Raw genomic sequence first — 12,577 nt, 5'->3', positions numbered from 1 at the left:
TCTCTATCGAATGTTATTGTTAATTCAACATTACCCTTTTTACCATCATTATGAATTATAATATTATCATCATCTAATCTATGTTTTTCACCATATAATTCAATATCTACATAACCTACATCACTTAATTGTTTATTATGTTGTCTATTAGCAAAATCACTAAGACTTTTAGCTCTACTTTTATGTCCTTTTTTATCTAATTTTTCTGCAGCACTTTTATATGTTTCTGGTTTTAATTCCTCGTTTAAGAAATCTTCATATTTTTTAATATTTTTCATTTTATTATTTTTTTTTATTTAAATATATATTAAATTTTTAACCGTAAAATTCTTTCATTAAATCTTCGTATTGTTTAGGAGTAATCCCTAATTCTTTCATAATCTTTTTTAATCTAAAATCATTCATTAAGAAAGCACTCAATAAATAAAAAACAAAAATGGATAAAAACACTGAATATCCTACGGTTGAATATAAAATGACCCATCTAGGGGCATTTGATACTGTACCCGCAAATCCAATTAAAAATAGTAATAACAAAATAATCATTGCAAAATTTCCTATTTTAGACCATTTTATTTTACCTTGTTCATTTTCTGTACCGAAATGTTTATAAGCAAATTTAATATATCCATTCGGTGGATATTTATTTACAACTTCTTCAAATCTTTCTTTTGTTATTTTCATATTATTATTGATTATTTTTTGCTACATTTTTAAAAAAATCTATTCCATTTTCATAAGAACATGGACCTTTAACACCACCTAGATATTTATCACCTTCATAAACATTACATATATAAGCATTTTTAAATTTAGTATGTGGTTTCATATTAAATGTTAAATGTGGGTATGTTTCTCTTAATAACGATAATTCATCTTTATATTGATTTTTTTCTAATATACCAACAGAATCAATCTTTATAAAATTTGATTTATCATAATCAACATTAACTTGACCTATTTTATGATTATTATTTTTAGTAACATTTTTTCTTTCAGTATAAACAACTTTAGATTTCCCTGTTGCCTTACTATTTTTAACTGCTAGTTCTGCAGCTTTTTCAATAACACTTTTTGGTATATCACCATCTTGTTTTTTTATAACAACATGAGAACCAGGTACACCAGATACATGTAACCAAATATCATCGTCATTTGCTATATCAAATGTTAATATATCATTCATTTGTGCACTTTTACCTATTAATACTTCGTATCCGTCTATAATTTCTTTTTTATAGATTTTACTTGGTTTTATACCTTCATTAATAAATTCATTAAAATTTTTTATTTTCATAATTATTTTATAATATTTTCATTAAATGTTTTCCAATTAGTTATAATTTTACCATCTTTATAAGATTCTGTATATTTAGTAACATATAATTTATCAATTCTTGATGCTTTTTCAGAGTAATCATTTTTTTTCTTTTTCTTATTTTTTCTACCTGCTGATTTTTTAGAATATGTCATTGTTCCTTTTGATATATCACCACTTCCTTTTGTCGATCCTGCAACGTCACCAGGTATACTAGATGGTTGTGGTGATACAACATTACCCATACCACTTATATTACCTAATGAACCATATGCACTACCACTTGATCCAACATTAAAACTAGAAGCAGAATCACCTCCACCAACTGATACACCAGCAGATGATACAAAACTACCTTCTGCCCCACCACCGACAGCTGTTCCACTGCCAACTACACCTGTTGTAGAACCATCTGTTTCTTCATTTATAATAAAATTTTTAAAATCTTTAATATTTTTCATATTTGTTTGTTTTATTTTTCATACTTTTTTAATAACTCTAATATATCTGTATGCCCATACATATCTGCAACTCTAATTGGTTGATTATTTGATACATTTACATTAGCACCATTATCTAATAGAATTTTAACAATATCATAATATCCTTTGTTTACTGACCATCTTAATGCATAATCATCTCTATGATGTATATCAGCTCCTCTTTTTAATGCAATAACAACACCTCTTTTATATCCATTAACCGCAGATCTCATTAATAATTCATTAGGAGATAAATCTTTATATTTAGAATCTAAGAAATCAAATATTCCTTCCATTATAAAATTATTATATGTTTTTATATTCTTCATAAAAAATTAATTTATGGACATAATTTTATTTATATATAAAATATAAAATTCTAAAAATTATATATACTTATAAATAAAACACTAATATGAAAATTAAAAGGTTTAATGATTTCCTTAATGAAAAGTATATGGAAACGCCAGAACATAGAATTAAAAAATTCTTTGATGAATTAACTAAAAATATAAATAATTGGTTTACAGAAGGAACATTTGCAGCAAATGGTTCAGAATTAGCAGACATACAAACATCTACATTAGTAGATACTGATAAATATTTAATGTTTGATTTTAATGATAATGAATTTTATTATCAAGTAATGATAATAATGTCATTAGAGGGGGTAGAAGAAGAAACATTGGATACATGTCATATAAAGGTTAAAAAATATGATAATAATGGAAATTTAATTAGAACATTAGGAGAAGATATTGATGTTGCTGATTTAAACGAAGATAAAATTATTGAATTATTTTCAAAATTAGATGAAGAATCTGAATCACTATTAGATGAAACACCAAATACTTTATCTGATGAAGATTCTAAGTTAGAAGATACATCGATTGCATAATATAAAAAATAAATATAATATATGAACATTGTTAGTAATACCTATTTTCTTAGGAATCTTAGGAATTTAGATTTTTTTCAATTGGATTTAGGTAAATCCAAAAAAATACCAGGTAAAGAGGAATTTAGAAAATTAGATGAATTTTCCATTAAATATAGAAATATCTATAATAGAGATATTTTAAAATTTGGTAGAATCGGAGAAAAAATAAATTTTTATGAAGATATAAATATTCAAAAAAATATGTTTATAATATTTAAAAATGAAGATATCTATGAGATAACATATGAACAAGATGATATAAAAGATTTAAAAAATTATTTACTAGATATTTTAAGAAGAATTGATGAATATGAATCAAATGAAGATATAATTTTAGAAAAAAATGAGAATTTTATAAATAAACAAGATAATAACTGGGAAGCAAATGATGTTAAAAATAAAGGTAAAAAATATTTAATTGATCAGACATTAAGCAAAGAAGAATACAGAAAAAGATTATCTGAATATTTATATAAATAAAAAATAATATTATAAAATGAGCAAATTTAAAAAATTATTTAAAAAAACATTTATACCAAACAATAATGAAATTATTAATAATGAACCTGATAACTATGTCGAAATAAATAATGATATAAATGATAATATTATTAATGAACCTGATAACTATGTTGAAGTAATAAGTGAACCTGATAATATAAAAGAAATAATAAATGAATCAAATTGGATTAATTTAGAACCAATAAAAATATCAAAAATTAAAAAAGTTGATTTTCCAACAGATCAATATTATCATATAGAAACATCAAAAAATCAAATTACTATTCATCATACTGTATCAGGTGAAGGAGTAAGAGGGGATATAAATTATTGGTTATCTGATAGTAAAAGAATATCTACACATTTTATAATTGGACATGATGGTATACCTTATCAATGTTATAACTCTAAATATTGGGGTCATCATTTAAGTGTGAAGAGTACGTTTTTAAAAAATAATGGATTTGATGACTACAAAAGCAGAAATGTATTATTAAACGAAAGTTCTATTTCAATTGAAATTGATAGTTGGGGTGGTCTTATCTTAGGTGATGGCAATTCTAAAAAATTTGGAAGAAAAACTATTATAACAGAAAAAGATAAATATTATAATGCTTATGGAAACATAGTAGATGTACCAGTAATCCATTATACAGAAGGTTTTAGGGGATATTATTATTATGAAAAATATACAGATGAACAAATAAGAACGTTAGGTGAATTATTATTATTTTTTGGAAAAAGATATAACATTCCTTTAGATTATAATGATAATATATGGGATGTTAATATGGATGCATTATCTGGTAAATCAGGGGTTTATTCTCATTCTTCTTATCGTGAAGATAAATCAGATTGCCACCCTCAACCAGAATTAGTAGATATGTTAAAAACTTTAAAATCATTATAAATAACATTTAATTTGTATATTAATAATTTTTGACATATATTTGCATAATTATTTAAATATAATAACATGAAATACTTTTTCTACATAACAAAGAATGATAGAAAACTTTATATTCTAATTACAGATGAATATGATGAAGATATTACATTGGGTTATATTTATCTTAATAGATTATCAGAAAAAGTATGGGAAGTAAAATCGATAGCATCAGAAAAAGGATTAGGTTATAAAATGTATGATGCCGCAATGGATTTAATTTATCCTCATTATATTATACCAAATAGAGATACTCAAATAAAAAGTAACATATCGTCAATTTATAATTTTTATATAACTAAAAGAAAGGACATTGAATCAGAATTATTAAATAGAAGTGATGTTTTATATGTAAAAAATGAAAAGTTTAATGATAATTGGTATAATAGAATTTATAAATTAAAAAAACCAATTGGAATTGATTTTGAAATGGATAACCAGAATATCAAATACGAAGGTATAAGATTTTTTAATAGTAAATATGATTTTAGAAAAGAAGATGCTATTTAATTTGGATATTTGAAATATTATACTTATTTTTGTACTTTAATTCGTAACCTATTAAACTTAATAATATGGAATACAATAGAAATTTAAAAAATCGAACAAAAAGAAGAACTACTATACTTTTTGTAGTATCAATTTTTATACTATTATCTTTAATTACTTTTAATATATTAAATATCGTAATTAATACAAGAACAGGAAATGACGTATCATATTTTTTATTAATAAATGGTATATCATTTATTTTATTAATTAGTAGTTGGGTTGTTTATATGTGGCATAGTGCTGATTTATCAATTTATAAAAGACAACTTAAAAGAAAAAGACAATCTAACCATTTAGCTAGAGGAATTCAATATTTACTAAATGGTGATAATAAAAAATCACAATTCATTTTTGAAAAGTGTTTAATAAGTGAAGTAGATAAAGCATTTCTTAATGGTTTACATAAGGGTATGTGTTATATGTCAGATAAAGAAGGAATTAAAAAAATCGCAACCGATTATCTAGAAGATTATAAAGTAAACTAACCAAATAATATAATTATGAATAGTATTTTATTAGGTACAAATGAAAGTTATTGGTCATGGGAATATGATACAATTATTGTTTATGCTCAATTATATCTTAAACCAGATAATAGTTTACTATTAACATTTAATAAAAGAAAAATCAAAAGTGGTTTGGGTAAAGGAGATTGGAATAATTTAATTAGTAGATATGATGTTGGTACAATCAAAAAACCAAAAAAGAGATATATATTATCATTACTATCAAAAAACAAACTTACAGATTCACCATTTCCAAGAGATGGGTGGTATAATAAAGATAAAGGAAGATTAAAATTATCTGAAATTCTAGATATAAATAATCAACCTCAGTTGGTATATAGAACATTAAAAATTAAAAAAATAAAGGAGTTAATTTAACTCCTTTATTTTTTAAACTACTTTTATAGATATATTATCATCGGTATATACTGAATTAGTTCTAGCGTTTCTTGGAATTTTTTTAATTAATTGTAATAATTTAGAATCTACTGATGTAGATATATTTTTTAAAGTTTGTTTTGTCATTAAAAATGTAATTTTATATCCATCTAAATGATCAACCAATTTATTTGCTCTAGCAAGGTTTCTATCGATATAAACAATTGGTTCTGGATAATCTTTTTTGATAATTTTTGGTATAATTTCCATTAAATCAGAATCATAAAAATTGTTTTTTATATCATTTAAATCGACCGGTATGTCTAGAAATTTTCTATTATAAAACATAATGTGTCTATCGTTTTTAACTTTATTTAATATCTGTTCATAATTTTTAGTAGTTCTATTCAAATGTTGATTAAATAATAACATATTAATTTCAAAATTTAATGGATATTTAACACCGTTTATATTTTTTAATTTTTTATACAAATCAGATTCATATATTTTATTTAATCTATCTGATATAATTTTTATTGTTTCGGTACTAATATCAGAATATAATCTATAAAAATTTGGTACAATTCCATTAACTATTAAATCATCTGATAATATCTTTTCAAATGCGATTTTAATTTTATTTTCTGTTTCTTTACCATCAAATATATTTATATCTATATAATTAATTAATCTTCTAGGTGTACTAACTGTAAAATAATCTTTTAGTCTACTATCTATTTTAATTATATCATTATAAACAAAATATTCATGATCATTAAAATATTTTTTAATTAAACTATAAAATATCTCTGATTTAGTTGTTTTTGCCCCAATATTATTATCTAATATTGATTTTATTAATACCGGTATTTTATCTTTTTTAATTCTTATTGATATCTTTTTTATTGTTTTAACAGGAGTTCTCCTATTTATTGTTGAAAAATCAAAATCATCTGTATTAAATTTTACAGGGATTAAGTCTATAAAATCAATATTGTTAGATGATATTATTTCTCTTAATTGTGATGATGATGATACATCTAACACATCATGAGCAGCATGTATACTACCATCCACATTTAAAGTAAATCCAATTTTAAACTTAACATCATATTCATCTTTATTTTTATTATACAAAATAAATTGATATCTACTCTTTGTATAACTATTCCAAGTACTTTCAGAAGGCACTATACACCATGATGTATCACTTCCTAATATTTTAATATCATTATGATCTTTAATATTAAGTATCATTATATTATCATTTTCAAAAACTATACTAGTACTAGTTAATTCACTTAATTTATTTTTAATCTCATTTATATCATTCATTGAATCTTTTGAAAATAATTTCATTGCATTAATTAATGATTTATTATCTTTATATCTTGATATTTTAGAAATAAAGGTATTAATATTTTCCTTTTGCATTATTTTTATAATAAGAATTTTAATACTATCTATTGTTGAAGTAGATGCATAATATTCATCTTTTTTATCTAAAATATTTTTAATAATTTGTTTTTGTTCAGATGGTAATTCTTTAATAAATTGATTAATTGTTATTTTATTTTTTGTTTCTTGTATTTTGTCTACAACCTGTTCATATTTTAATTTATTAATATCTAGTTGATATGATTTATCTCTTAAATTAATTAAATCTTTATATAAATTTTCTAATTCAATATAAGGTACATTTTCATTAAATAAATAATCGGTTAATTTTCCAATATATCCAATATTTTTACCAACTAATTCTTTAAGTTTTTCAAAATCTGAAAGTTTTCTATTAATTATAGATTTTGCTTGCTGTAAATTTTCATTAACAAATAAATTATAATCCTTTAAGTATAACATATAATATCATTTTATATTTTTAATATATATTAAAAATATAAAATGTAAAATGATATTAACAAAAAAATATAGATTATTATGGGATATAACTACAAATGAAATATTAGTAAACCCATATATAGAATATACTAATTCATCAACAAATACAAATACAAATGGGTATTTTGAATCTGATAATATAAATAATATAAATGATGTAATAAATACTAATAATTTATATTATAATGATGATATGGATAATGATAATATAGATGGTGATGTATTACAATAAATCTAATGTTAAATATACAAAATCTATATCGTCATCAGATGATAATTGAAATGGAGCATCAACAACTCCTATATTAGTATTCCAATATAATTGATCACCTTGTTCTTCTTGCCCAAATGATCTAAATGATAAACCAGAATCACCAGAAAATGCACAATAACATCCGTTATGTGTACCTACATTAACTTCAACACCATTAACATAAACCCTAATACCACATTGTGGAATATTAGTCACAGATTGATTTGTTGCTAAACTAGTTGTTCCGGATTGTGTTATATTTGATGTTAAATTTAAATCATCACTTGAATATGATAAACTAGTTAATCCACTATCTATTGCATTCTCTACATACTCTTTTGTAGTAACATGAGTTGGATCAGTTATTGATTCTGTTGTTATTGCAAGATTATTTTGTGTTATAGTAGCATCTGCTATTTGTTTTCCTTTAATTTTCATAAATTATTATTTTTTTCATTTTTATTATATATTAAAAATAAATTATCATATTAAAAATAAATTATCATATTTATCATAAATATTAAAAAATATTTGTTTAATACAATTAATTAATTTATATTTGTATTCTAATTTAAATATAAAATTATGTCTAGACTTCACAAATGGAATAAAGAAGATGCAATTTTAACTCTCTACTATGTCAAGTATAACCTAAACTCCCTACCTGTTAAAGATGAAGAAGAATTATCTACTTGTATAATTGGTTCTACAAAAGCTTCTCTTAATATGCAAGCAGCAAACATAAGGTATATTTTAGGTGATGAACACTATACCTTATCAGACTATTCTAAAATTCAAGAGGAAGTAGTAAATGAATATAACACTTTGTCAGAATTAGACTTAAGACAAGTTGTAATTGATATTATATCAAAAAGAGACGTGGAATCAAATATTCAGGAACTTAGAATCAGAAAGAAAGAAAAAGAAAGAAAAGATAAAGAAAAATCCAAAAAACTTGAACTTGATGAAATTTTCAGAAAAATGGGAAAAGATCCTAGTAAAATGAGAAAAGTAGTATAGTTAATAAATAATTCATTTACATATAAACAATTTTAATCATTAATACTATAATTATTATTAAAAAATAATGTAGTATGAATGATTAAAATTGTTGCGCATCTATCTGACATCCATATCAGAAAAAATCCAGAAAGACATGCCGAATATAGAGAAGTATTTGAAAAATTATATAAAAAATTAGAAGAACAAAAACCAGATAGAATAGTAATTGCTGGTGACTTATATCATGATTTTATTGATTTAGAAGGAGAAGCAGAAATTCTTATGGGAGAATTTCTAAATAAACTATCACAACTTACTGATAAAGTTATAATAATTAGGGGCAATCATGATATGCGTAAAAAGCAAAAGAAAAGAAAAGACGTTGTAGAAACAATAACCACTCTTATAAATAACCCAAAAATAATATACTACAATAAATCAGATTTTTATGTTGATGATAATGTTGTATGGGTAGTTCATCATCACTTAGAAGGAGTAAATCCTTGGTATGATATCCAACATACTAAAGATAACACCAAAATTTATATAGATTTATATCATGATCCTATACAAGGATGTAAAGGTCATAATGGTTATCCATTAAAAAATAAAAAATATAAAACATCTGATTTAAAAGGTGATTTTGGTATGATCGGTGATATACACCTACATCAAGTATTTGATGATAAAATCGTTTATCCCGGTAGTTTAATTGGTCAAGATTTTGGAGAACCAACATCACCACATGGGTACTTATTATGGGATTTAAGTTTAAGTAAATTTGATTATATAGAATTACCAAATCCATATAATTATATAAATTTCACAATAAAAGAAGGTACTGATTATAATAATCTTAATTTAGAACATGAATTATTAAACCCATTATCTAATATAAAGATAAAATGGAATGATATTAGTGCAAATATTAATTTCGAAAATGAAGTAAAATTAAGAAATTATTTTAAACATGCTCATCATATAAATAATATCAAAATTGAAAAGAATGCGATATACACTGATGTATCTGGTGTTAAAATGATTAATGAATCAGTAGATGTATTAAATCCATCAACCCAAAGAGATATATTTATTGAATATTTAGAAACAAATGGATATAAAAAAGATTTTATAGATGAAATATTAAAAATAGATGATATTATTAATGATAGATTAAATGTATCATTAAATAAAGGCATTACATGGGGTATAGATAAAGTATTTTTTAATAATTTTAAATCTTATGGCGATGATATTGAAGTTGATTTTTCAAAAATGGACACTAGTAGTATTATACAAATAAACGGTATAAATCAACAAGGAAAAACAACTATATTAGATGCTATATCTTATATTCTTTATGGAAAAACTACAACTACAACTAAAAGAGAAAAAAATGGAGATAATAGATATATTAATAATAAGAGAGATTTAAATTATTGTAATGGAGGTGCTGTTATAACTATTAATGATGAAGTATATACTGTTATAAGAACAACAGAAAGAAAATGGAATAAATCTAAAACTGAAATATCATCATGTTCATCTAATGTTGATTATTATATAGGAACCGATATTTCAGAAGAAAATAAATTAACAGGAGAAAGAAGAACAAATACACAAAAACTTATTGATGATTCTATAGGTGATTTTGATGATTTTATAAGACTAGTATTAACAAATGCTGATAATTTAAACTCATTATTATCACTTGATAGATCAGTATTTATTGATTCTATAACAAGAGATGCAGGTTATGATATTTTTGAAAAAAAATTAGAAGAATTTAAAAATTATAGAAAAGAAATAACTAAAAATAGAATTAGTATTGATATTCAATCACATAATGATAAAATTGAAGAAATAAATTTAGAAAAAATAGATATTGAATTAAATTTAGAAAATATTAATAATGATATAGAAATATTAGAAGATAGTAAACCATCAATAGTATTAGAAAAAGAAAAAATAATAGAATCATTAGAAAAGATTGATGAAAGTCTATATAATTTTGATATAGAAGATGTTAATAAAAATATTAACGAAGAAAATGATAAAATAAATAAAAGAGAATTACAATTAAAAAAGATTGAAGAAATAAAAGAAGAAATAAAAGATTACGATAACTCTGAATTAATTCAAAAAACAGATAAATTATCAGAAATTAAAGATATTATATCAATAAAAAAATCAAATTTAAAAGATTTCGATATTAAAATATCACAACTTAATAATAAAGTTAGTACAATAAACTCTAATATTAAAGATATTGTTAATGATTATATAACTGATCTTAAAATAAAAATTAGTGATAATGATACAAAAATCTATAAATTAAAAGATGAATTCAATTCTAAAATAACTAATTATAAATCTGATTTAAAAGATAAAGTTAATAAATTAGAAATAGATAAAAATAATTTTAGTAATGATGTATCTAATTATATGGAACAAGGTAAAACTCTTAAACAAGAAACCACATCATTAATAGAAAGTTTAGATCATGTTTGTATTACATGTCATAGACACATGGATGATGATTCTAGAAAAGTTGTTAATTCTAAGATAAATGACAATAGAAAAATAATGTTAGACTTAATGGATAAAGTTCAAGATTTAAAAGTTAAGATAACTGAACTAACAAATGAAATAGGTGAAATAAATAATAAATTAGATATGATTTCTAAAAAAGATTATTCTTTTGATAATAATTTAAATGAATCATTTGACAATACATTATCTTTTATAAATGAATATAAATCAAATAATGAAGAAATAGAAAAGATTATTGAATTAATTAGAAATAATAATTATCCATTAGATTTAAAATCTAAATTATTATTTTTAAATGAAGATAAATCAGAAGTTATACTAGAAATATCAAGATTAGAAGATGATAAAGTAAAACTTAATAGAGAAATTGAAGATGAAAATGATAAGTTAGATTTATTAAATAATGAAGTTAAATTATTAAAAGAAGAAGAAGAAAAATACCAAAAGAAAAAAGAATCTATTCAATTGGAAGACAGAATTAAATTAGATATTGAAAAGTCAAATAATTTAATTGAAAGGTATAATAATCAAATAGATAATTATAATAAAGAATTACATAAGATAGAAAAAAATAAAGAATTAAAAGAAAAAATTGATAAATTAACATTAAAAATTAATACTATTGAAAAAAATATAAAAGAAACTAATACTATTAAAAATAATATTGAGAAAGATATTCATGCAAAAAATATTGAAATACAAAAATTTAAAAATGATATAAAAACATTCGAAAAACAGAAAAAACAAGATGAAATATTGGATTCTTATATGAAGTGTGTACATAGAGACGGATTACCTAGTTTCTTATTAAAGAAAAGTATTCATATTATAAATCAAGAACTTAATAATATTTTAAGTGATGTAGATTTTACTTTATTCTTTGATGATAACTTAAATCTTAAACTATCACATGATATTAGAATGGATATATCTCAAAATGCAATTGAATCTAGTGGAATGGAAAGAACATTCTGTGCAATTGCATTAAAAATTGCATTAAGGAAGATTAATAATAAATCAAAACCGAATATTATATTATTAGATGAACTATTTGGAAAACTAGTAGAAAGAAGCGTAGAATTATTAACTAGTCTAGTTGATTCAATTAAAAATGAAGTTGATAAACTTATTATTATTGAGCACGTTAACCCATTAAATTATGATTATCTAATAGAAGTAAATAAAGATGAAAATGGTATTTCGAATTTAAAAATAGATTATTAAAAATGAATTATAGTGAATATATT

At 22.1% G+C, this 12,577-nt stretch carries 16 protein-coding genes; 9 read left to right on the top strand and 7 right to left on the bottom strand.

The annotated features are described in order from the left end of the window. The 5 genes from RBR25_RS16335 to RBR25_RS16315 form a co-directional block, all read right to left on the bottom strand. A partial coding sequence (locus RBR25_RS16335) for a hypothetical protein (RefSeq protein ID WP_432820616.1) occupies positions 1–278 on the bottom strand: 278 nt, incomplete at its 3' end. Positions 279–315: 37 nt separating this feature from the next. Further along, entirely contained in the window at positions 316–684 is a 369-nt protein-coding gene (locus tag RBR25_RS16330; protein ID WP_432820615.1) for a hypothetical protein, read from the bottom strand. Positions 685–688: 4 nt separating this feature from the next. After that, positions 689–1,297 (bottom strand): NFACT RNA binding domain-containing protein, encoded by a 609-nt coding sequence (locus RBR25_RS16325; RefSeq protein WP_432820614.1) that lies wholly within the window; start codon positions 1,295–1,297, stop codon positions 689–691. Positions 1,298–1,299: 2 nt separating this feature from the next. Beyond that, positions 1,300–1,779 (bottom strand): hypothetical protein, encoded by a 480-nt coding sequence (locus tag RBR25_RS16320; RefSeq protein ID WP_432820613.1) that lies wholly within the window; start codon positions 1,777–1,779, stop codon positions 1,300–1,302. An 11-nt stretch (positions 1,780–1,790) separates the two neighbouring features. Continuing rightward, complete coding sequence (locus tag RBR25_RS16315; RefSeq protein WP_432820612.1) at positions 1,791–2,129, bottom strand: ankyrin repeat domain-containing protein; 339 nt, start codon at positions 2,127–2,129, stop codon at positions 1,791–1,793. A 128-nt stretch (positions 2,130–2,257) separates the two neighbouring features. Between RBR25_RS16315 and RBR25_RS16310 the strand changes: the two genes are divergently transcribed. The 6 genes from RBR25_RS16310 to RBR25_RS16285 all read left to right on the top strand — a co-directional run bounded on the left by RBR25_RS16310 (position 2,258) and on the right by RBR25_RS16285 (position 5,623). Continuing rightward, positions 2,258–2,698, top strand: coding sequence for a hypothetical protein (locus RBR25_RS16310; RefSeq protein ID WP_432820611.1), 441 nt, complete (start codon positions 2,258–2,260; stop codon positions 2,696–2,698). Positions 2,699–2,719: 21 nt separating this feature from the next. Further along, entirely contained in the window at positions 2,720–3,220 is a 501-nt protein-coding gene (locus tag RBR25_RS16305) for a hypothetical protein (protein WP_432820610.1), read from the top strand. 16 nt (positions 3,221–3,236) lie between these two features. Continuing rightward, positions 3,237–4,151: an N-acetylmuramoyl-L-alanine amidase gene (locus tag RBR25_RS16300; RefSeq protein ID WP_432820609.1), complete on the top strand. Its 915-nt coding sequence runs from the start codon at positions 3,237–3,239 to the stop codon at positions 4,149–4,151. 66 nt (positions 4,152–4,217) lie between these two features. Beyond that, positions 4,218–4,697 carry a hypothetical protein gene (locus RBR25_RS16295; RefSeq protein WP_432820608.1) on the top strand — a complete coding sequence of 160 codons (480 nt, stop codon included), beginning with the start codon at positions 4,218–4,220 and terminating at the stop codon, positions 4,695–4,697. A gap of 65 nt (positions 4,698–4,762) precedes the next feature. Then, a complete protein-coding gene (locus tag RBR25_RS16290; protein WP_432820607.1) occupies positions 4,763–5,224 on the top strand; it encodes a hypothetical protein in 462 nt (153 codons plus the stop codon). Between the two features lie 15 nt (positions 5,225–5,239). Then, entirely contained in the window at positions 5,240–5,623 is a 384-nt protein-coding gene (locus RBR25_RS16285) for a hypothetical protein (protein WP_432820606.1), read from the top strand. 12 nt (positions 5,624–5,635) lie between these two features. Here RBR25_RS16285 and RBR25_RS16280 read toward each other — a convergent pair whose 3' ends face one another. Then, the gene (locus RBR25_RS16280; protein ID WP_432820605.1) at positions 5,636–7,483 is read right to left on the bottom strand and encodes a hypothetical protein; all 1,848 of its coding nucleotides are present in this window, start codon (positions 7,481–7,483) and stop codon (positions 5,636–5,638) included. A 49-nt stretch (positions 7,484–7,532) separates the two neighbouring features. Between RBR25_RS16280 and RBR25_RS16275 the strand changes: the two genes are divergently transcribed. Beyond that, complete coding sequence (locus RBR25_RS16275) at positions 7,533–7,754, top strand: hypothetical protein (protein WP_432820604.1); 222 nt, start codon at positions 7,533–7,535, stop codon at positions 7,752–7,754. On the opposite strand, the gene RBR25_RS16270 is transcribed toward RBR25_RS16275, so the two are convergent. Beyond that, positions 7,746–8,213, bottom strand: a complete 468-nt coding sequence (locus tag RBR25_RS16270) for a hypothetical protein (RefSeq protein ID WP_432820603.1) — start codon at positions 8,211–8,213, stop codon at positions 7,746–7,748. The genes RBR25_RS16275 and RBR25_RS16270 overlap by 9 nt on opposite strands. Positions 8,214–8,360: 147 nt before the next feature. Between RBR25_RS16270 and RBR25_RS16265 the strand changes: the two genes are divergently transcribed. Together RBR25_RS16265 and RBR25_RS16260 are read left to right on the top strand one after the other, a co-directional pair. Next, positions 8,361–8,795, top strand: a complete 435-nt coding sequence (locus RBR25_RS16265; protein ID WP_432820602.1) for a hypothetical protein — start codon at positions 8,361–8,363, stop codon at positions 8,793–8,795. Between the two features lie 78 nt (positions 8,796–8,873). Beyond that, entirely contained in the window at positions 8,874–12,554 is a 3,681-nt protein-coding gene (locus tag RBR25_RS16260; RefSeq protein WP_432820601.1) for a metallophosphoesterase, read from the top strand. Positions 12,555–12,577 lie beyond the last annotated feature (23 nt).

It is taken from the genome of Trichloromonas sp. (genome assembly GCF_034006665.1).
Classification (GTDB): Bacteria; Desulfobacterota; Desulfuromonadia; order Desulfuromonadales; family Trichloromonadaceae; genus Trichloromonas.
The sequence above is the reverse complement of the archived record's forward strand: the minus strand, read 5'-3'. Positions and strand labels throughout refer to the sequence as shown.

Coding starts and splice junctions, on each gene's coding strand:
- RBR25_RS16280 (WP_432820605.1), bottom strand. CDS start 7,483: ATGTTATACTTAAAGGATTATAATTTATTTGTTAATGAAAATTTACAG.
- RBR25_RS16295 (WP_432820608.1), top strand. CDS start 4,218: ATGAAATACTTTTTCTACATAACAAAGAATGATAGAAAACTTTATATT.
- RBR25_RS16270 (WP_432820603.1), bottom strand. CDS start 8,213: ATGAAAATTAAAGGAAAACAAATAGCAGATGCTACTATAACACAAAAT.
- RBR25_RS16330 (WP_432820615.1), bottom strand. CDS start 684: ATGAAAATAACAAAAGAAAGATTTGAAGAAGTTGTAAATAAATATCCA.
- RBR25_RS16265 (WP_432820602.1), top strand. CDS start 8,361: ATGTCTAGACTTCACAAATGGAATAAAGAAGATGCAATTTTAACTCTC.
- RBR25_RS16275 (WP_432820604.1), top strand. CDS start 7,533: ATGATATTAACAAAAAAATATAGATTATTATGGGATATAACTACAAAT.
- RBR25_RS16320 (WP_432820613.1), bottom strand. CDS start 1,779: ATGAAAAATATTAAAGATTTTAAAAATTTTATTATAAATGAAGAAACA.
- RBR25_RS16305 (WP_432820610.1), top strand. CDS start 2,720: ATGAACATTGTTAGTAATACCTATTTTCTTAGGAATCTTAGGAATTTA.
- RBR25_RS16325 (WP_432820614.1), bottom strand. CDS start 1,297: ATGAAAATAAAAAATTTTAATGAATTTATTAATGAAGGTATAAAACCA.
- RBR25_RS16285 (WP_432820606.1), top strand. CDS start 5,240: ATGAATAGTATTTTATTAGGTACAAATGAAAGTTATTGGTCATGGGAA.
- RBR25_RS16300 (WP_432820609.1), top strand. CDS start 3,237: ATGAGCAAATTTAAAAAATTATTTAAAAAAACATTTATACCAAACAAT.
- RBR25_RS16310 (WP_432820611.1), top strand. CDS start 2,258: ATGGAAACGCCAGAACATAGAATTAAAAAATTCTTTGATGAATTAACT.
- RBR25_RS16290 (WP_432820607.1), top strand. CDS start 4,763: ATGGAATACAATAGAAATTTAAAAAATCGAACAAAAAGAAGAACTACT.
- RBR25_RS16260 (WP_432820601.1), top strand. CDS start 8,874: ATGATTAAAATTGTTGCGCATCTATCTGACATCCATATCAGAAAAAAT.
- RBR25_RS16315 (WP_432820612.1), bottom strand. CDS start 2,129: ATGAAGAATATAAAAACATATAATAATTTTATAATGGAAGGAATATTT.